Raw genomic sequence first — 17,289 nt, 5'->3', positions numbered from 1 at the left:
TGCCCGGGCATAACGACCTGGAATAAACAGAGATCGGAAAAACAATGCAAAATCAATTGTTGGATGCACTGTCGGTAGATACGCGGTCGATCACCCATTTGGTCAGTAAATATTTTGACATCCAGAGTGTGGTCACTGGCGGGCCTCGTCACGGGTTCCATGTGCGTTATGTCGGGCACCTGTCCACAGCAGATAGCGAAACTGCCTACAATGAGCTTGCCGATACATTGACACCGCTGGGTTTCTTGCCCTTGTTCCGCGAAGAAGAGGATGGGCAGGTGATTTTAATCACCCGTCAACGACCCAAAGTGAAGATGGGTCCGATTTGGGTGAATATCGTGCTGTTTGTGCTGACGTTGATCAGCGTGTTATTTACGGGCGCTCAATTCAGCGCTACAGAAGCCAGCACACAGATGCTCAATTCATTGGAGGGCATCGTGAGGTTTATCCTGCAAGGCTGGCCGTTTACGGTCAGCTTACTGGGAATTTTGCTGGCGCATGAGTTTGGACACTACCTTGCGGGTCGCGCACGCGGGGTTAAGGTTACGCTGCCTTATTTTATTCCGTTTCCCTTCAGTTATTTTGGCACCATGGGCGCGTTTATCAGCATGAAAGAGGTGCCAAAAAACAAAAAGCACATGCTTGAAATTGGCATCGCCGGTCCGCTGGCCGGGCTGCTGATCACCCTTCCGGTATTGGCGATCGGCCTCCATCTTTCGACTGTTGGACCGATTGCTGCTGAGATAGCGCCGGGCACGGTTCAGCTTCTGGAGGGGAATTCTGTGCTTTACCTGCTGGCGAAGTACATCACCTTTGGCAAACTGTTCCCACAGCCCGCCAGCTACGGAGGGACAGCGCCGATTTTTTACTGGTTGCGATATTTCTTCACCGGGCAGCCGCTGCCTTTAGGTGGGATTGATGTTCAAATTCACCCGGTCGCCTGGGCGGGATGGGCGGGTTTATTCGTCACCGCGTTGAATTTGATCCCGGTTGGGCAATTGGATGGGGGTCACATCCTTTCAATGTTGCTGGGAAAGGAACGCTCTCAAAAGGTCTTTCCTTTCGTCCTGGGAGGTTTGTTTGTGTTGGGATTTGCCTGGCAGGGATGGTGGTTGTGGGCAGCGTTGATCTTTTTCTTTGGGAGGCGTTATGCTGAACCCCTGGATCAGATCACGCCAATTGACCGAAAGCACAAAATTCTGGGTATAATCGCCCTGGTGATATTTCTGTTGATCTTCAGCCCGGTGCCCCTGGTCATTGTCCAATGAGGAAGTCGATGCAAAGAAAATTTTTATTCTCAGGTATGCGCGGAATGCTCATCCTTTTCGTTGCGCTTTTAGCCATCGCGAGCTGTACGCCTGAAGTTGTTCCTGAGGTCGCTGAGCCGACTTTCACTGCAACCCAGGCCAGAACGCCTACGCGCACAGCTACCGCGACCCCCCCTACGGCTACGGTCACAGCGACGCAAAGCGTTGTCACTGTGGGAGTTGGTCCGAAGGACTTGCAGGGAACGCTGGTCCGCTTTGCTCATCCCTGGGTCGGCCAAGCTGCAGACACCTTGGAGTCAATAGCCGAGGAGTTTTCACGGTCTAATCCCTGGGGCATCAAGGTGGAGGTTGATCCCTACAGTGGTGAGACCGCCCTGATGGAGTCCATCATGCAAATGGAGGTTGGTGATGATCTCCCCGATGTGATTGCTGCCTCAGTATATTTACGTTCCAGCCTGGATGGAGATGGATTCCTGGTGGATTTAGGCTTTTATTTCAACGATCCCGAGTGGGGGTTCAATTTAGCAGAGCGTGAAGATATCCTGACGCTATTCCTGGAACCCTTCGAAATAGACGGGCAGATCATCGCCATGCCCTTTGTACCTCAAGCAACGGTGTTATTTTATAACCGCACCTGGGCAATGGATTTGGGTTTTTCAGGAGCGCCCGGGGATTTGGATGCTTTTACGAAGCAGAATTGCGATGCGACCTTTGCAAACTGGCAGGACGATGACAAGGTCGGCGGTACCGGTGGCTGGGCGATCAACCTTGACCCCAGGGTGCTGGCTGGCTGGTATTATGCTTTTGGCGGGGTGTTGCCTGAAGATGAAATCCCCCTGTTCAATAACCAGGCTGGAAAGGAAAGTTTTGGTTATCTCTGGGATATTAAAAGCCAGGGATGTATTTGGTTTGCTTTGGAACCCGATCACCAGGCGTATTTTGCTAAACGATTGGCATTAATGTATGCCGGGCAGTTAGACCAGATTGCGACACAAACCGCCTGGATGAATACTGCTGGCAACGACGATGAATGGGAGGTGATCGGATTCCCAGGTCCTGAAGGAGAACTTATCCTGGTTGAAGGTCCGGGGTTGATGATCACAGCAAGCACCCCGGAAGAAGAATTGGCGACCTGGTTATTTGTCAAGCATTTGCTCGAGCCTGAGATACAAGCCCAGCTTGTGGAAAGTTTGTTCACCCTGCCGGTACGGGGATCTGCGATGAAATTTCTGGCCGATTTCGCAGAGGAATACCCCCAATGGGCGCAGGGGGCGGCGTTGATGGAATCTGCCAGGGCTCTGCCCGCTTCCAAAGAGTGGGAGATTGCGCAATGGCTGTTGCAGGATGCCGCCAATCGGATTTTGCAGGATGAAAGCGGAAATGTCACCCCCTACCTGGAACAACTGGACGAAAAGATCATTGAGTTTGTGGGTGCATCACGATAATGGCTGAAAAACCTAAGGTGACCATCTATACCGATGGCGCCTGCCAGGGAAATCCGGGACCTGGCGGTTGGGGAGCGCTTATACGGCATGGAAGTCATGAAAAGGAACTTTCCGGCGGGGCTAAGAACACCACCAATAACCGGATGGAACTGCAAGCAGCTATTGAAGCTTTGCGTGCGCTTAAAGAACCCTGCCAGGTCACCCTGTATACCGATTCTGAATACCTTAAAAAGGGGATTACCGAATGGCTACCGAATTGGAAACAACGCAACTGGAAGCGTAAGGGCGGAGCACTGGCCAATGTTGATCTGTGGAGGGCTTTGGACGAGGAAATTGGAAGCCACGAGATCCACTGGCGTTGGGTGCGTGGGCATGCAGGAAATAGTTTCAATGAACGGGTTGACCGCCTGGCTCGCAGGGCAATCCCAGAATAAACTACAGCAGCGGTCCGATCTCCTCGGTCAAGGGATGGACTTTATTGTATTTAACCACCGCATTGGTTATAATTTGTCTAAAAGGAGATCCCATGAACCACAAAATTTTTAAAATCATTTTCTTATTTATCAGCTTTTTTATCGTGGTGAGTCTTGCTTGCAGTACTTCAACGCCGCCTGATCCAACCGCTACTGCAGAGCCAATACCACCGACAGAAATTGTACAAGAACCAACTGAGGAAGAGATTATCGAAGAAGTCGTGACCCCGATAGCAACAAATCCCCCCAGCCGCCAGATCGCGCCGACGCAACCAGCCCCACCTCAAGTTGAAGAACCCGTGGCAACAGAAGAAGAATATGAATTCGAGTATACCGAAGCACAGGCTTTTTATGTCGAAGAATTTGATGGCGATCTTTCGAGCTATTCTTACTTTTTAATGAGCGGCGATGAAAGCGAAATGGACCTGTACACTGATAATGGTCGCCTGGTTTTTGATCTTCGAGGTAGAAATCAATATGTGTATGTTTTGTATGAAGAATTTTATTATTCTGATGTGATCATTGAGGTTTATGCTGAAAACCTGGGTAAGAACACCAACAACGTCAGCCTGGTGTGTAATTACAGTGATCGATTTGGCTGGTATGAGTTTAATATTTCCAATGGTGGGCTGTATGACATATTAATTTATTCCGAACTTGACGGTGGTTATTTTACTTTGACCAGCGGCGGTTCTAAAAACGTCCGCACGGGCAGGGATGTGAACGTTTACACCGCAGTTTGTCGGGGCAATCAGCTTGCTTTGTATATCAACGGAGTTTTGGAAAAAGAATTCACGGATCGTAAGTATAATCTGCGCGATGGCCAGGTTGGTTTCGGGGTGTCATCCTTTAATGTGCTTCCTATTCTTGTCGAAGTGGATTATTTTGCCATTGACGAACCGTAAGCCCAACAGAGCGTTGGCGATGAAACACAGAGGCTGTCTGAAAAAGACAGCCTCTTTTTTGTTTTGTTACGGAAATCGAGCTCTTGGTGAACTGCAGATTTGGAATTCGTTATCAAGATTCAAGGAGTCACGGGTAGACCCGCGTCCAGCCAGGCGTCAAAACCGCCGAGAATTGGATTGACCCTGGAAACACCATTTTGGTGCATGATGAGTGCCGCACGGGCGCTCGTGTTTTCAGCCGGTCAGGTGCAGTAGGTCAGGTACCAGGTGTCCGGGTCCAGCTCGTTGATCCGGGCTTCAACCTCATCCAACGGGATATTAATTGCGCCGCTGATGTGCTGTAAATTGAATTGTGATGCTGCCCGGGTATCGACGATTACGGCAACGCCATTTTGGGCAGCTTGATTGGCTTCAGCGACGGTCACTCGTGGGATCTGGTCCTGCGTGCTGTACTCGCCTGGATTGGCGATCTTGTCCTGGCGTATTTTTCGCGCCAGAAATGCCAGCCCGACGGTTACGACCAGCACTATCCCCAAGAGGATTAATGGGAAGAACGTGTAATTTTTTCTTTTTCTATACAATGCGCGTCCTTTGGTTTTTTGATGAGCAGATGGGTTCAGGCGTCAAAGCGAAAGCGCTTCAACCGCAGGCTGTTGGTGACCACAAAAATGCTGCTAAAAGACATGGCGCCCGCTGCCAGCATAGGATTGAGCCAACCAGCTGCTGCCGCGGGAATCAGGATGATGTTATAAAAGAAAGCCCAGAACAAGTTCTGCTTGATCGTTTTGAGCGTCTTTCGCGACAGGGCAATGGTTTTGGGCACTGCGCGCAGATCACCGCTGATCAGCACAACCGGGGCGGAAGCCATGGCAATATCGGTGCCAGTGCCGATGGCGATGCCAATATCTGCCTGAGCCAATGCGGGTGCGTCGTTAATGCCGTCGCCAACCATGGCAACCGTATGGCCTTCTGCCTGGAGCTTTTTAATCTCAGCCGCTTTATCGCCAGGCAAGACCTCAGCCAGTACGGTATCGATGTTGAGCTGTCGAGCAATGGCATGGGCTGTGCGGAGATTGTCGCCGGTGACCATAGCAACCTGCAAGCCCATCGCATGCAGTGTGTCAATGGCTGCTTGAGACCCCTCCTTAATCGTGTCTGCAACGCCAATCACAGCCGACAAGCGCCCATCGAGAGAGACGAGTAGGGCAGTATTTCCGTCCTCCTCAAGTTCGCGGATATCATCTTCGGCGCTTTCGATCTCGATAGCCTGGTTTCTCATCAGGCGGCGGTTGCCAACAAGGACCTGACGCCCGTCAACTTCTGCTTGCACGCCGTGCCCGGCGACTGCAGAAAAACCTAAGGGTTCACTGAGCGTCAGTCCCCTGGCATTGGCTTCTGCCGTGATGGCTTCACCCAATGGGTGTTCGCTTCTTTTTTCAACAGAAGCAACCAGCCGAAGCATGTCATCTTCGCTGCCAGCAAATTCAATTAGAATCACCCGGGTGACTGCAGGTTGACCGCGGGTGATGGTGCCGGTTTTATCAAGGACCACGGTGGTGATTTGCCCGGCGCGCTCAAGACTTTCGCTTTTCTTGATCAGGATGCCCATCTCAGCGCCCTTACCCGTGCCCACCATGACCGCGGTAGGTGTCGCCAAGCCCATGGCGCACGGACAAGCAATGACCAGCACGGCTACTGTGTTGATCAACGCGCGGGTGAACAGGCTCACATCTGTACCCGGGCTGAGCGGAATGAGAAAATACCATATCAAAAAAGTGATTGCAGCAATAACGATGACAGCCGGTACAAAAATGGCAGAGATCTTATCCGCCAGGTTCTGGATTGGCGCTTTGCTGGATTGGGCTTCTTCAACCAGTTTGATAATCTGTGCTAATACCGTCTCTTTGCCGACTTTTGTGGCTTCAAATTTTAATAATCCCATTTTATTAATCGTGCCGCCGATTAATGGCTCGCCAGGCGTTTTTTCCACAGGGAGGGATTCGCCAGTCAGCATCGATTCATCGACGCTGGAGCGCCCATCGACAACCACGCCGTCAACCGGGATCTGTTCGCCGGGATGAACCAGCACCAGGTCGCCGACGACCACCTCGTCGATGTTCACTTCCACCTCGATGCCGTCGCGCACCACGTAGGCTGTGCGCGGACGCAGGTCCATCAACTTGCGGATCGCGTCGCTGGCGCCGCCTTTGGCTTTCGCTTCCAGGAACTTACCCAATTTCACCAGAGTGATGATCACAGCGGATGTTTCAAAAAACACGTGGCCGGGGATGAAGCCGAGGGTAATGAAAATGGAATAGAAGTAAGCTGTTGATGAGCCCAAAGCCACCAGGACGTCCATGTTGGCTGAGCCATTGCGCAGTGATTTAAAGCCGTTGGCAAAATATTGCCAACCCACATAGAATTGAACCGGAGTCGCTAAAGCCCAGAAGAGGTAATTCATCCATGGGGCATGGGCGAAAGACATGGGTAATAGCCCGAAATCGCGGCTCATCGAGAGGATAAACAGAGGCACCGTGAAGATCAGACCAATCCACAGCAAACGCTTTTGCTGGGCGATGTCTTGTTTGCGTGCACTGGCTTCTGCGTCTTCCAGTGGGCGATCGGTTTCCAGCAGGTCAAAACCCGATGATCTGATCAACTGCCGTAACTCGTTCTGGCTGATCACTGTCGGGACATATTTTATCAACGCTCTTTCGGTGGCCAGGCTAACCTGTGCTTCGATAACACCTTCCTGAGCGTTGAGGACTTTATCCAGGCGTAAAACGTCGGAAGCATCAGTGAGATTTTTGATTCCCAACGAAGCTTCACCGATAGCAACTTGATAGCCAGCGCCCTGAACACGTTTGATGAAATCGTCCAGATTGGCTTTGTCCGGATCGTAGGTGACTGCGGCGCGCTCAGAAGCCAGGTTGACATTGGCTGCTTCAACTCCATCAACCCTTTTCAAGTTGCGTTCAACTGTAGCCACGCAGTTGGCGCAGGTCATTCCCAGGATGGGCAGGGTAAGATGTTTTTGATCAGACATGGTTTTACTCGGCAACGGGATAGTTGATCTCAGCCAGGGTGGCTTTGAGCTGCTGTTCAGTCGCCGGGTCGTCAAAGGTGATTGTGACAAGCCGGGTTTGTACATCGGCATCCACTTTGGAAACGCCTTCAATCGCCATCAATTCCATGGCAATGGTGTGGGTGCAGTGTTTGCAGGAAATATTTGGGGCTAAATAGGTTACGGATTTCATTTTAATGATGCTCCTTTTGATGGTTTGATTTTGTTGGATGTTTCAAATACTTCGGTGATTTCGCTCAGCACGCGTTTCTGTTCCACGGGGTCATCACTGTGGATGGCATTCAGCAGACAGGTGTTAAGGTGTCCGTCGAGCAAGCTGACGCTGACTTTATTCAGTGCGGCGCCAACAGCCTGGATCTGACGAATGATGTCGATGCAGTACTGATCATTTTCCAGCATCCGCTGAATGCCGCGAATGTGACCTTCGATAATTTTTAAGCGCTGGATGTTCTCGCTGTGATCGTGTGCCATAAGCCTCTTCTCCATCCCCCCCCCAGGGGGGAGGGGTATTCTTATACAAAGAGTACCGTATTCGGCTTATTTCGTCAAATAAGAAATTTGTTAATTTTCTGCCTGAGAAAAATCAGAACTTCGGAACTAATTTCTTAACAAGTTATCAGTATAATGAAAGCTGTTATTAATTTGGAGATTGGTCGATGAATAAAAAGCTGATTGGTGTTATTGCCATGCTGATTGCCGCTTTAGGGCTGGCAATTGCTGTTATTTTCATGAAATTAATTCCTATGCATACCCATTTGCTAGCGCGGCATGTTGCAATCTGGCGTTTCACCATCGCTGCACCGGTGTTGTGGCTGATTCTGCTCTTCAGGAAAAAACCTATAGGCAAGGCGCTCAAACGCCCATGGCGGTTCTTGGTTTTGGGTTGTGTTTATGCCGCATCGAACTTTTCTGCGATATTTGCTGTCCAGCGGCTTCCATCCTCAATCTATATCATCATCTTTTTTATTTATCCATCACTGGTGATCCTGTATTCGATGATAAGGGGTTCGGCGGTGCCGCGCCTGGTTTGGCTCGGACTTCCGCTGTCGATGGTGGGTATGTTGCTGGCTTCAATTGATTTCAGTTCCACCTTTGTGGTTGACCCAATTGGAGTTTTAATCACTGTAGTGAATGCCGGTGCTGTAGCAACCTATATGATCCTCAGTGAAAAAGTATTTGCAAACGTTGATGATAAGCTGGCTGGAACCGCTGTCGTGTTTACTGGCGCTATGCTGTCCGGTTGTATTTTGATCCCGGTTTTAGGCATCAGCGCTCCAACGACGCCCCAGTGATGGGCGCTTCTGGGTTCTCTTTCAATATTTGGCACCCTGATTCCAATTTTGGCTATGAATTACGGGTTGAGCTTGTTAACGGCCGCACGCGGGGCGAGTATCATCGCCGGTCAGCCCGTCGTGAACATCTTGCTGGGAATGCTGGTTTTTAAGGAAAAATTGACCTTTCAACAATGGATTGGGGGCGGGTTGGTGATCCTGGCGGTGATTCTATTGAACCGCAGTCCTGACCGGGTTCCACTCAAAAGGTTTGCCCCGGATGGAATATATCACACCCGCAAGGAGCAAAGCCTCTCAGAGGCGTGTGCTTCAAAGGAATCGATGAGCTATCCAAACAAACATTGATAGCTGGTGTTAGTCCTGGTGAGGATAGCTTCAGCGCCGATCAGGGCTGGCTTTCAATGGCTGCAGGGTGATGACGAAAAATCACTTCCCGCGATATGCTGGCACAGGAATCACAACCACTTTGCAAAGACGTTCATCCTGCATGCGACTATACAGGCGGGGGTCCAACTCTTCTTCGGTGTTGGCGGTGGTGATGACGGTGGGCAGTTCAGCATTGTAGCGGTAGTTAAACAACTGGTAAATTTTTTCACGCGCCCAGGGGGTGGCAGATTGGGTGCCCAGATCATCGAGAATCAGCAGACGGGTTGTGCGCACTTCTTCAAAGCGCCGGTCCAAAGAAACCGGGCTGGTAGGACTGAAGGTTGCCCGCAGGTGATCCAACAGGTCGGGAACACTCACCATCAGGGGCGGGAAGCCCAGCCCAGTCTGGTAATTACCAATCGCTGCAGCCAGATGGGTCTTGCCACAACCGTAGGGTCCGGTCAGCACCAGCCAGCCATGGGGATGTTCTGCATACTGCCGGGCGACTTCAAAGGCGTGTTTCAAATCCTTCAGGTCCTGTGCGGGTAATTTTTCATTTTGACGCAGGCTGAAGCTGCCAAAGGTTTGCCGGCTGTGCAAACTCAGGGTTGAAAGCTCGGGATGCCCGATATCATCGACGGGGTTTCTATAATCCGGCGCCAGGATTTTGACCACGGTCACCAGGTTTGGGTCCTGTATGCGGGAACGGATGCGTCCTTCAAAGTCATTGGTCGGGAGGTTGCTGGTGACCACGGTGGGCAACTGGTTGACATAGCGGTGATTGATGATTTGGAAGATCTTCTCCTGTGCCCAGTTGGTGGCGTTTTGGGTGCCAAAGTCATCCAAAATTAACAGGGGGATTTCGCGAATTTCTTCAAAACGTTCTTCAAAGCTCAACTCACTGCCGGTATAGGCATAGCGCAGCCAATCGAGCAGGTCGGGTACCGTAATGAACAGGGTCGAAACGCCCGCTTCGATGGCGTGGTTGGCAATGGAAGCAGCGAGATGTGTCTTACCGCAGCCATAACGACCCAATATCAATAACCAGCCCTGGCGGTTATTGGCAAAGTTTAAAGCCTGGTTAAAGGCGTTTTCAAGAGAATCGGCCTGGTGTTTTGCCATGCCAAGATGACCGCGCTTTTCAAAATTGTCAAAACGAAGATTGATCAGAGCATCAAGGCTGCTCATGCGAAATAAACGTGATTTTGCCGACTGGGTGATTTCGTCTGCACGGCAGGGGCAGGGCTCAATTTTACCAAAATCTGGGTGTCCAACCGGAAGATCGCGCCGTAAATAGCCAATACCCTTACAAATTGGGCAATCCGGCTTGCCGGGAAACTTTACCTGGCGAGCACCACCCGGGTTCTCCTGCTCATCATTCGTTTTTGAGCCAGCTTTTTCGATATCTTTCCGGATCTTGCGAATCGTCTTTTCGTTTTTGGTCATTTTTGTGTCCTTCCTTGTGCCAGCGTTTTAAAATCGCCTGGACATAATTCCAGGTGCGCACATTGCGGGTAACGGCAATTTGGATGGCTTCTCTAATCCAGGGCGCCGGGTAGGTTCTTTCGTCTTCTTTGAGAATTTCCGACATCAGGGGGGTGATCACGCCGATGTTTTCTTCATACAACTGAAAAATGTTTGGGGTCGGGTCCGGAAGATGTGCCGGTTGGCGATCCTGTTGAGGGGTGTGCCATTCACCCGTTTCGATAGCCACGACGGCTGCTCGTCCCTGAGGTGTATTGAGGAAGTAATATGTTTCAGCCAGGTATTCAATTTCAGCCCGGATGACCACGTCCTGCGCCATTAATTCCTGCAGAGCAAGTTGAAGACGATTTTCACTTCCCAGCATGTTCAGCAGGGCGGGGTCAGCGAGCAGATCCCCCCATCTCCAATAATGCACCTGATCGTGGTACTGTCCCGATTGCCAGAAAAGGTACAGCAGCAAACGCAATTGATCCAGGTCGTTGATCTGTTCAAGCAGTTGCGTAAAGAACGCCTCTGGAATCTGTGTGAACGCCGGGTCGTTCTCGGGAAAACCGTTGAATCGTGGGACTGGGTGTTGTGACATCGATCAACCGCTTTCAATATCCACGATCAGGTCCGCGGGCAGCGTTTTCAAACTTTGCTAATTCTTCAATAAACACCAGCCCGATGCCCGGATGTGTGGGACCATTGCGATGTTTGGCAATGATCATGCGGGCTTCGTTTTTCTTGCTCAAATCTTCGCTGATTGGATCCCGGTCGATAAACATGACGATGTCCGCATCCTGTTCCAGCGAGCCGGACTCACGCAGGTCTGAAAGCTGGGGCTTTCTGTCGGGTCGATGTTCAATTGCACGGGAGAGCTGGGCAGCCGTAAGAACGGGGACATTTAATTCTCTGGCCAGCACCTTGAGGTTCCTGGAGATATTTGAAACTTCCTGGACGCGGTTATCGGTACGGGTATCTCCACTCATGAGCTGGATGTAGTCAACGATCACCAGGTCAAGGCCAAACTCAGAATGTAATCGCCGGCATTTCGTGCGTAGCGCCAGGGGGGTGATGGCAGGGGTATCATCCAGGAAAATCATCGCTCGGTCGTAGGGTTCAAGAGCCTGGTAAAAAATATCCCACTCGTCCGCATTCAGCTTGCCAGAACGCAGGCGCTGAAAATCAATGCGAGTGTCCATGGCGATCAGGCGCTGAAGCAGTTGTTCGCTGGACATTTCCATTGAAAACATGGCGACATGTTTCTTGTGCACCAAGCCAGCATTGCGCAAGGTGCCGAGTAAAAAGCCGGTCTTCCCCGTACCCGGTCGACCGGCAACGATCAGAAGGTCAGATTTTTGCAAGCCTCCCAACAGGTTATCGATATCGATTAAACCGGTTGGCACGCCCATAATATCATCCGGCCTTTTTGCCACCTCATCAATCCTGTCGTAATACTCGTGAGCGACATCGCTGATGCGAACAAGATCGCGTTTGATGCGGCGTTCACTGACATTAAAGATTGCCTTTTCCGCTTCGTCGATGAGAACTTCAACCGGTTGATTCTGACTGTATACTAACCGGGCGATCTCGTTTGCGGCTTGAAGCATGCGGCGTCGAATGGCGTTTTGCTCAATGATACGCCCATAGGATTCAGCGTGATAGGCATTGGGCGATTTGTGAATTAATGAGATCAAATATCCCTCACCGCCAATTTCATCAAGCTGTTTTCTGTTGATCAGCATTTCAGGGACGGTTACCATGTCAATCGGTTGTCGGGATTCACTCAGGGATTTAAAAGTCTCCCAAATCCAGCGGTTTCGCTCAAGGAAAAAATCATCGGCAGAAAGAAACTGAGCAACCTCCAGATAAACATCGGGATTGATCAACACTGCCCCGATAAGTGCTTCTTCAGCTTCACGGTTGCTGGGCTGGGTCAGTGGCTGGGACAAGCTATCGTCGTTGAAATTATAATCATCGTTCATGAGAGGTATTCCAATGCTTTTCACTAAGTCGGGCTGGTGTTAGTCCCCATGGTGTAAAAAACCGGGGTTCAGCGCCTGCTGACATCTCCCGGTGATAATAGCAAACTGCAACCGTCCGGGTTAAGGTTCGTCTTCCTCATCATCTGATCTGAAATCATCCAGGTCGATATTCTTTAGAAAATCGTCAAAGATGTCCAGGTTACCGGTCTCGATTTCTGCACTGGCCCGGGTTTCTAACTCAGCAGCATCCTGATCAGAGATATCCTCTTCTGGAATGATGCTGGCCTGTGCCATGACATCTTCCGCTACCAGGATGGGTGCATTCATGCGCACGGCTAATGCCAGCGCGTCTGAGGGGCGACAATCGACAAACTTGCGTTTGCCGTCGATCTCGATGACCAGGTTGCCGTAGAATACATCATCCGAGAGCGAACTAACCTCTACCTGGATCAGCCTGCCGTTGAGGGATTGGATTAAGGTTTTGAGTAAATCGTGGGTTTGAGGCCTGGCGATCTGGATGTCTTGTAAAGCAATGGTAATTGCCTCCGCTTCGTAAAGGCCAATCCAAATCGGCAGATAGCGTTCTTTGTCAACTTGTTTCAAGATGACAATGCGTTGTTGATTGGTCAGGCTGACGCGAACACTGTCGATCTCTACCTCAATCATTTTTGGCATGGGATTCTCCTGCAGTTACCGAGATGAAATTAATTCTAACACGGGCGACAACAAGAATCAACCAAATCAGGATTAGAACTATTCGACTTGTTAAGGTTTTCGAGTATAATCGAAAATAAGCAACAATCGAGGATAATTTTAACATTTTTGTTAGAAAAAGTTGATGAATTACAGGTCAAAGAGGTTCTCTCATATAATCGATCTATTCATGAGATTTGGAACCCGGATTGAAAGAACCTGAAGCGAACCATTTTGTTTATGTTTATTGATATAATGAAAATTGTAAATCAGGAAACAGATTGATGGTGCTCCGATACATTTTTACAGCCACTTGGGAAGGACAGGATTTTGTCGGATAATCAAGGCGTTGTGATTTTGGTCATAGAAGGCAGCAGGGGTGATTATATTTCCTTCAGTGAAGAATTGCGTCGTAAAGGATACCAGGTTCAAAAAGCATCGAGCGGGAGAGCGGGCCTTGACGTGATGGAAGACCTTCAACCGCATGCCGTTGTTGTTGATGCTGCTTCAATGAGAACCAACGGTATCCGTATCTGCAAATCCTTCAGGATTTCTAATAGTGACTTGCCAATCATCCTGATCATCGAAAAGGATGCAGCAACTCCTGCGAACATCGATGCAAACCTGGTATTGCGGCTCCCTTTTACTGTTCAAAAATTAATCAACCGTCTGCAGGTTTATCATCCCTCAGATGAAAAGCATATCTTACGGGCGGGACCCATTGAGCTGAATACCCATACCCAGTTTGTCACCTGCAACGATCGCCAAACAAAAATCACACCCCGGTTGGTGAAAATTCTACAGGTGTTGATGAAAAACAATGGCAAAGTCGTCAAACGGGATCCTTTGTTTACCCAAATTTGGGATACAGAATATACCGGTGACACCCGCACGCTGGATGTGCATATCAGTTGGTTGCGTAAGGCGATTGAGGAAGATCCTCGTAATCCAAAACTAATTATCACGGAGCGGGGGGTTGGTTACATTTTGAAGGCTTAATCCGCTTCCTTTCAAAAACAGAAAATTTGTCGAAAGCCCCTGGTGGGGTTTTTATTTAATATATGATGGATTATCATTGGGTGTTGTTAAACGATTCGATAGCAGATTATGCGCGATTATTTAAGTCATAACACATATAAAAATAAAAAGGTAAATATGAAATCAAATTCAAGCAGAAATATCATCATCAGCTGCGCCGCCGTTTTGATCATCTCCTGTTTATGTATCAGTTTGATCATGATCAGTGGCTTTGTGGTTTCGATGCTGTGGCCCATCAATTTTGACAAAATTGGGAACTTGATTTTTCCATGTGATTCTGGAACATGTCTACCAGGAAACACAACCTCACTACCGAACAAGACTGTGGCTGCAATGCTTGAAATCGAGGATCAGGTGAGCCAGTTGCGAGGTTTAACACTGTTGGAAGAGGTCCCCAAGGTGATAATGACCTCAGAAGCGCTTGAGGATCGGGTCGTGAACGATTTTTTTGCTGAGTACACCGATGAAGATGCCCGCCAGGATGTGATCATCATGGCATTATTGGGGCTCTTGCCAGCGGATTTCGATCTGAAGAATCTTTATCATCAACTGTACAGTGAGCAAATAAGCGGTTTTTACGACAGTCAAACTAATGAAATCTTTGTGGTTGGGGGAAACGTGTTTGGCATCAATGAAAAAATGACTTATGCCCACGAGTTTACCCATGTATTACAGGATCAAACTTTCAGATTTGAAGAAGGACTCAATTACACCGATGAAGCCTGTGAATTGGATTCAGAACGCTGCGCAGCCATCCAGGCGCTGATTGAGGGTGACGCCTCCTGGACTGAATCGCTCTGGTTTCAAACCTATGCTACCCGAAGTGAGTATTTGGATTTCCTCAAAACTTATACAGCGTTTAAAAGCCCGGTTTTTGACAACGCTCCGAGCTACGTCCAGATGGACCTTATGTTTCCTTATGAATACGGCTTCACATTTGTGGAGTTTCTTTTTGAAAAGAATGGGTTTGATTCAATTGATGCAGCATTCCTTGACCCACCCGTGTCGACAGAGCAAATCCTTCATCCGGAGCGCTATCCTTGGGATGAGCCCAAAAAGGTTACACTGCCAGAATTGGAAAACACTCTGGGAGAGACCTGGACGCTAATTGATCAGAACGTCATGGGAGAATGGTCCACATATTTAATCCTCAGCCAGGCGTATGACAGGGACCACCGACTCAATGACGACCTGGCAAAAAAGGCGACGGAGGGTTGGGGTGGTGATGCCTATGCGATTTATCTAAACGAATTAACGGATGAGGTCATTTTTATCCTCGATTTGGTATGGGATTCGGCTCTGGATGCCGATGAATTCGAGTTTGCATTGACGAAATACGCAGATAAGCGTTGGGAGGTTGATTCCCAGCCCATTGCAGGGCAGCCGACCTGGTCTGGTCGTGGGGAGACCACTCTTGTTTTCCAAGAAGGGGAGCGGGTATTGTGGGTGATTGCACCAAATCCGGGGCTGGCTGAGGTTGTTTTCGAAGCGCTGAAATGAAACAGAACGAGATTATATTAGCCCGGCATTTTGATGTTTCGCGCGTGAAGGGCTTGTTGTTTGATGTGGATGGCACGCTCAGTGACACGGACGACCGCCTGATCCACCGGATCAGCAAGTACCTGGCGCCCATTGCACGGCTGCACAAAGAGCAAGGTGCCCATCACCTTGCCAGGACTCTGGTGATGGCGATGGAAACGCCAGCCAACACGATTTACCACCTCTTCGACCGGGTTCATCTTGACCAGCCGCTTTCGAAAATTTACGATTGGCTTTCCCGCAAACGCAATAAAAAGAAATCAATGCAGGATCGGTTTTGGATTATCCCGGGTGTGAAGAATATGCTGGACGATTTTGATGGGCGCATGCGCATGGCGGTGGTCAGCGCTCGGGATAAGGACACCACACATCAATTTTTGGAGCACTTTGAACTGCAGCAGTATTTTGACGTTGTTGTCACTGCCCAGACCTGCAACCACACGAAACCCTTTCCCGACCCGGTGATTTTCGCCGCCGAGCAGATCGGGCTGGAGCCTGCTCAATGTGTGATGATCGGCGACACGATTGTGGATGTGAAAGCCGGGAAATCAGCCGGTGCGCAAACGATTGCAGTTTTGTGCGGTTTCGGCAGCAGGCGAGAATTGGAACGCGCCGGCGCGGATTTGATTGTGGAGTCGACAGCCGATATTCAAGAGTTGTTTACGCTTTGATCGCAAAGCGGGTCAGCGGATCAGGTGTTTACCTGAAGCGGACTGAAAAGCCCAGGCTGAAAATGAGTTAACCAGAAGCCCATGCGTTTCACAAAAGGGATGCCAGCAATCCCCTTGTGAATTGGATATAATTTAAGGCAGTATCAAATCGCCGTTGAAGATGCCTTTATATCTGTTGGAATTATTCGTTAAAAGATCCGGAGTCGATTACCTGTGAGCATTGTGAAAAACCAAACCCAAGCATCCCTGGAGCAGAAATACCGCTGGCCCCGCCGGCGCTTTATTCGGAGCGTCCTGAAAACCGGGATTGATGTCCTGGCCAGTGTGCTGACGCATTGGGAAGTCAAAGGTTTAGAGAATCTTCCGACAGAAGGTCCCCTGCTGATTGTGGGCAATCATTTCCATTTTTTAGATACTGTGGCGCCCATTCACAGCACGCCCTGGCCGCTGGAATTTATTGGGGATTTGGTGATGCCTAACGCACCTCGTTTAACGCGGTTGTTTCCCAATGCCTGGCAGACGTTGAAAATCCAGCAGGGCAGCCCTAATCTTGAGGCATTGCGTGCATCCGAATCCATCCTGGCGCAAAAGGGTGTGTTGGTGATCTACCCTGAGGGGCATGTTCATCCCGGTCCGCTGAGGCCAGCGTTGCCCGGGGCTGCCTACATGGCACTGCGCACCGGCGCGCCGATTATCGCCATGGGCACCGTGAGTGACAATCATTGGAAACTGGTAAAAACTATCACAGAAAAAAAGCGGCGATTACGAGTGTGTACGCGAATTGGGGAGGTGTTCGGACCGATTCCGACGGATACCCCTGAGCGTCCAACCCGTGAAGAGATCAAAGCTGCCGGTCAACTGATCATGACCAAAATTGCCGCGCTGCTGCCGAAAGATTACCGGGGCGAATTTGACCCGGAGCTTGCCTGAGTTTTTTGATCATTAAGCCTGCCCGGAGAGTTTAAAAAAAGGCGCATAACTGCTTTTGTACCTCCAATCCGTCTTTGACAATATTGGGTGGACTTCGAAGCAATCTAATCTTATTTAGATAAAATGCGCCTA

General features: G+C 49.8%; 18 protein-coding genes. 10 read left to right on the top strand and 8 right to left on the bottom strand.

From position 1 onward, the window contains the following. Positions 1 to 44 precede the first annotated feature (44 nt). From CFX1CAM_RS09330 to CFX1CAM_RS09315, 4 genes are all read left to right on the top strand, one after another. Positions 45 to 1,268, top strand: a complete 1,224-nt coding sequence (locus CFX1CAM_RS09330; protein WP_087862768.1) for a site-2 protease family protein — start codon at positions 45 to 47, stop codon at positions 1,266 to 1,268. A gap of 8 nt (positions 1,269 to 1,276) precedes the next feature. After that, entirely contained in the window at positions 1,277 to 2,713 is a 1,437-nt protein-coding gene (locus tag CFX1CAM_RS09325) for an extracellular solute-binding protein (protein ID WP_157891823.1), read from the top strand. Continuing rightward, positions 2,713 to 3,147 (top strand): ribonuclease HI, encoded by a 435-nt coding sequence (gene rnhA / locus CFX1CAM_RS09320; RefSeq protein WP_087862766.1) that lies wholly within the window; start codon positions 2,713 to 2,715, stop codon positions 3,145 to 3,147. The genes CFX1CAM_RS09325 and rnhA overlap by 1 nt, the downstream gene beginning before the upstream one ends. 92 nt (positions 3,148 to 3,239) lie before the next feature. After that, positions 3,240 to 4,091, top strand: coding sequence for a hypothetical protein (locus CFX1CAM_RS09315; RefSeq protein WP_087862765.1), 852 nt, complete (start codon positions 3,240 to 3,242; stop codon positions 4,089 to 4,091). Between the two features lie 242 nt (positions 4,092 to 4,333). On the opposite strand, the gene CFX1CAM_RS09310 is transcribed toward CFX1CAM_RS09315, so the two are convergent. The 4 genes from CFX1CAM_RS09310 to CFX1CAM_RS09295 are packed head-to-tail and all read right to left on the bottom strand — an operon-like array spanning position 4,334 to position 7,647. After that, positions 4,334 to 4,672: a rhodanese-like domain-containing protein gene (locus CFX1CAM_RS09310; protein WP_157891822.1), complete on the bottom strand. Its 339-nt coding sequence runs from the start codon at positions 4,670 to 4,672 to the stop codon at positions 4,334 to 4,336. A 35-nt stretch (positions 4,673 to 4,707) separates the two neighbouring features. Then, positions 4,708 to 7,137 carry a heavy metal translocating P-type ATPase gene (locus CFX1CAM_RS09305; RefSeq protein ID WP_087862763.1) on the bottom strand — a complete coding sequence of 810 codons (2,430 nt, stop codon included), beginning with the start codon at positions 7,135 to 7,137 and terminating at the stop codon, positions 4,708 to 4,710. 4 nt (positions 7,138 to 7,141) lie between these two features. Further along, entirely contained in the window at positions 7,142 to 7,348 is a 207-nt protein-coding gene (locus tag CFX1CAM_RS09300) for a heavy-metal-associated domain-containing protein (protein WP_087862762.1), read from the bottom strand. After that, the gene (locus CFX1CAM_RS09295; RefSeq protein WP_087862761.1) at positions 7,345 to 7,647 is read right to left on the bottom strand and encodes a metal-sensitive transcriptional regulator; all 303 of its coding nucleotides are present in this window, start codon (positions 7,645 to 7,647) and stop codon (positions 7,345 to 7,347) included. The genes CFX1CAM_RS09300 and CFX1CAM_RS09295 overlap by 4 nt, the downstream gene beginning before the upstream one ends. Before the next feature lie 185 nt (positions 7,648 to 7,832). Here CFX1CAM_RS09295 and CFX1CAM_RS09290 point away from each other — a divergent pair, with 185 nt between their 5' ends. Together CFX1CAM_RS09290 and CFX1CAM_RS09285 are read left to right on the top strand one after the other, a co-directional pair. Beyond that, positions 7,833 to 8,468, top strand: coding sequence for a DMT family transporter (locus tag CFX1CAM_RS09290; protein ID WP_087862760.1), 636 nt, complete (start codon positions 7,833 to 7,835; stop codon positions 8,466 to 8,468). A 9-nt stretch (positions 8,469 to 8,477) separates the two neighbouring features. Beyond that, positions 8,478 to 8,813, top strand: a complete 336-nt coding sequence (locus CFX1CAM_RS09285) for a DMT family transporter (RefSeq protein ID WP_269457052.1) — start codon at positions 8,478 to 8,480, stop codon at positions 8,811 to 8,813. An 81-nt stretch (positions 8,814 to 8,894) separates the two neighbouring features. On the opposite strand, the gene CFX1CAM_RS09280 is transcribed toward CFX1CAM_RS09285, so the two are convergent. The 4 genes from CFX1CAM_RS09280 to CFX1CAM_RS09265 all read right to left on the bottom strand — a co-directional run bounded on the left by CFX1CAM_RS09280 (position 8,895) and on the right by CFX1CAM_RS09265 (position 12,961). Beyond that, positions 8,895 to 10,280, bottom strand: coding sequence for an ATP-binding protein (locus CFX1CAM_RS09280; protein ID WP_087862758.1), 1,386 nt, complete (start codon positions 10,278 to 10,280; stop codon positions 8,895 to 8,897). Beyond that, on the bottom strand, positions 10,210 to 10,902 hold the full coding sequence (locus CFX1CAM_RS09275) for a DnaD domain-containing protein (RefSeq protein WP_087862757.1): 693 nt from the start codon (positions 10,900 to 10,902) through the stop codon (positions 10,210 to 10,212). Before CFX1CAM_RS09275 ends, CFX1CAM_RS09280 begins: the two co-directional genes overlap by 71 nt. Positions 10,903 to 10,915: 13 nt before the next feature. Beyond that, on the bottom strand, positions 10,916 to 12,286 hold the full coding sequence (gene dnaB, locus CFX1CAM_RS09270) for a replicative DNA helicase (RefSeq protein ID WP_087862756.1): 1,371 nt from the start codon (positions 12,284 to 12,286) through the stop codon (positions 10,916 to 10,918). 120 nt (positions 12,287 to 12,406) lie between these two features. Beyond that, complete coding sequence (locus CFX1CAM_RS09265; protein WP_197687120.1) at positions 12,407 to 12,961, bottom strand: bifunctional nuclease family protein; 555 nt, start codon at positions 12,959 to 12,961, stop codon at positions 12,407 to 12,409. A gap of 348 nt (positions 12,962 to 13,309) precedes the next feature. Between CFX1CAM_RS09265 and CFX1CAM_RS09260 the strand changes: the two genes are divergently transcribed. The 4 genes from CFX1CAM_RS09260 (at position 13,310) to CFX1CAM_RS09245 (ending at position 17,157) form a co-directional block, all read left to right on the top strand. Further along, on the top strand, positions 13,310 to 13,978 hold the full coding sequence (locus CFX1CAM_RS09260; protein WP_087862755.1) for a response regulator transcription factor: 669 nt from the start codon (positions 13,310 to 13,312) through the stop codon (positions 13,976 to 13,978). 372 nt (positions 13,979 to 14,350) lie between these two features. Continuing rightward, positions 14,351 to 15,517: a hypothetical protein gene (locus CFX1CAM_RS09255; RefSeq protein WP_162287684.1), complete on the top strand. Its 1,167-nt coding sequence runs from the start codon at positions 14,351 to 14,353 to the stop codon at positions 15,515 to 15,517. After that, the gene (locus CFX1CAM_RS09250; RefSeq protein ID WP_087862753.1) at positions 15,514 to 16,227 is read left to right on the top strand and encodes an HAD family hydrolase; all 714 of its coding nucleotides are present in this window, start codon (positions 15,514 to 15,516) and stop codon (positions 16,225 to 16,227) included. Before CFX1CAM_RS09255 ends, CFX1CAM_RS09250 begins: the two co-directional genes overlap by 4 nt. A 222-nt stretch (positions 16,228 to 16,449) precedes the next feature. Continuing rightward, complete coding sequence (locus CFX1CAM_RS09245) at positions 16,450 to 17,157, top strand: lysophospholipid acyltransferase family protein (RefSeq protein WP_162287683.1); 708 nt, start codon at positions 16,450 to 16,452, stop codon at positions 17,155 to 17,157. Positions 17,158 to 17,289: the final 132 nt, after the last annotated feature.

The organism is Brevefilum fermentans (genome assembly GCF_900184705.1).
Taxonomy (GTDB): domain Bacteria; phylum Chloroflexota; class Anaerolineae; order Anaerolineales; family Anaerolineaceae; genus Brevifilum; species Brevifilum fermentans.
This window is presented reverse-complemented; position numbering and strand designations above follow the sequence as displayed.

What these genes read in the sequence shown, in the direction of transcription:
- CFX1CAM_RS09330 (WP_087862768.1), top strand. Translation starts at nt 45, where the DNA reads ATGCAAAATCAATTGTTGGATGCACTGTCGGTAGATACGCGGTCGATC.
- CFX1CAM_RS09325 (WP_157891823.1), top strand. Translation starts at nt 1,277, where the DNA reads ATGCAAAGAAAATTTTTATTCTCAGGTATGCGCGGAATGCTCATCCTT.
- rnhA (WP_087862766.1), top strand. Translation starts at nt 2,713, where the DNA reads ATGGCTGAAAAACCTAAGGTGACCATCTATACCGATGGCGCCTGCCAG.
- CFX1CAM_RS09315 (WP_087862765.1), top strand. Translation starts at nt 3,240, where the DNA reads ATGAACCACAAAATTTTTAAAATCATTTTCTTATTTATCAGCTTTTTT.
- CFX1CAM_RS09305 (WP_087862763.1), bottom strand. Translation starts at nt 7,137, where the DNA reads ATGTCTGATCAAAAACATCTTACCCTGCCCATCCTGGGAATGACCTGC.
- CFX1CAM_RS09300 (WP_087862762.1), bottom strand. Translation starts at nt 7,348, where the DNA reads ATGAAATCCGTAACCTATTTAGCCCCAAATATTTCCTGCAAACACTGC.
- CFX1CAM_RS09295 (WP_087862761.1), bottom strand. Translation starts at nt 7,647, where the DNA reads ATGGCACACGATCACAGCGAGAACATCCAGCGCTTAAAAATTATCGAA.
- CFX1CAM_RS09290 (WP_087862760.1), top strand. Translation starts at nt 7,833, where the DNA reads ATGAATAAAAAGCTGATTGGTGTTATTGCCATGCTGATTGCCGCTTTA.
- CFX1CAM_RS09280 (WP_087862758.1), bottom strand. Translation starts at nt 10,280, where the DNA reads ATGACCAAAAACGAAAAGACGATTCGCAAGATCCGGAAAGATATCGAA.
- CFX1CAM_RS09275 (WP_087862757.1), bottom strand. Translation starts at nt 10,902, where the DNA reads ATGTCACAACACCCAGTCCCACGATTCAACGGTTTTCCCGAGAACGAC.
- dnaB (WP_087862756.1), bottom strand. Translation starts at nt 12,286, where the DNA reads ATGAACGATGATTATAATTTCAACGACGATAGCTTGTCCCAGCCACTG.
- CFX1CAM_RS09265 (WP_197687120.1), bottom strand. Translation starts at nt 12,961, where the DNA reads ATGCCAAAAATGATTGAGGTAGAGATCGACAGTGTTCGCGTCAGCCTG.
- CFX1CAM_RS09255 (WP_162287684.1), top strand. Translation starts at nt 14,351, where the DNA reads ATGCTTGAAATCGAGGATCAGGTGAGCCAGTTGCGAGGTTTAACACTG.
- CFX1CAM_RS09250 (WP_087862753.1), top strand. Translation starts at nt 15,514, where the DNA reads ATGAAACAGAACGAGATTATATTAGCCCGGCATTTTGATGTTTCGCGC.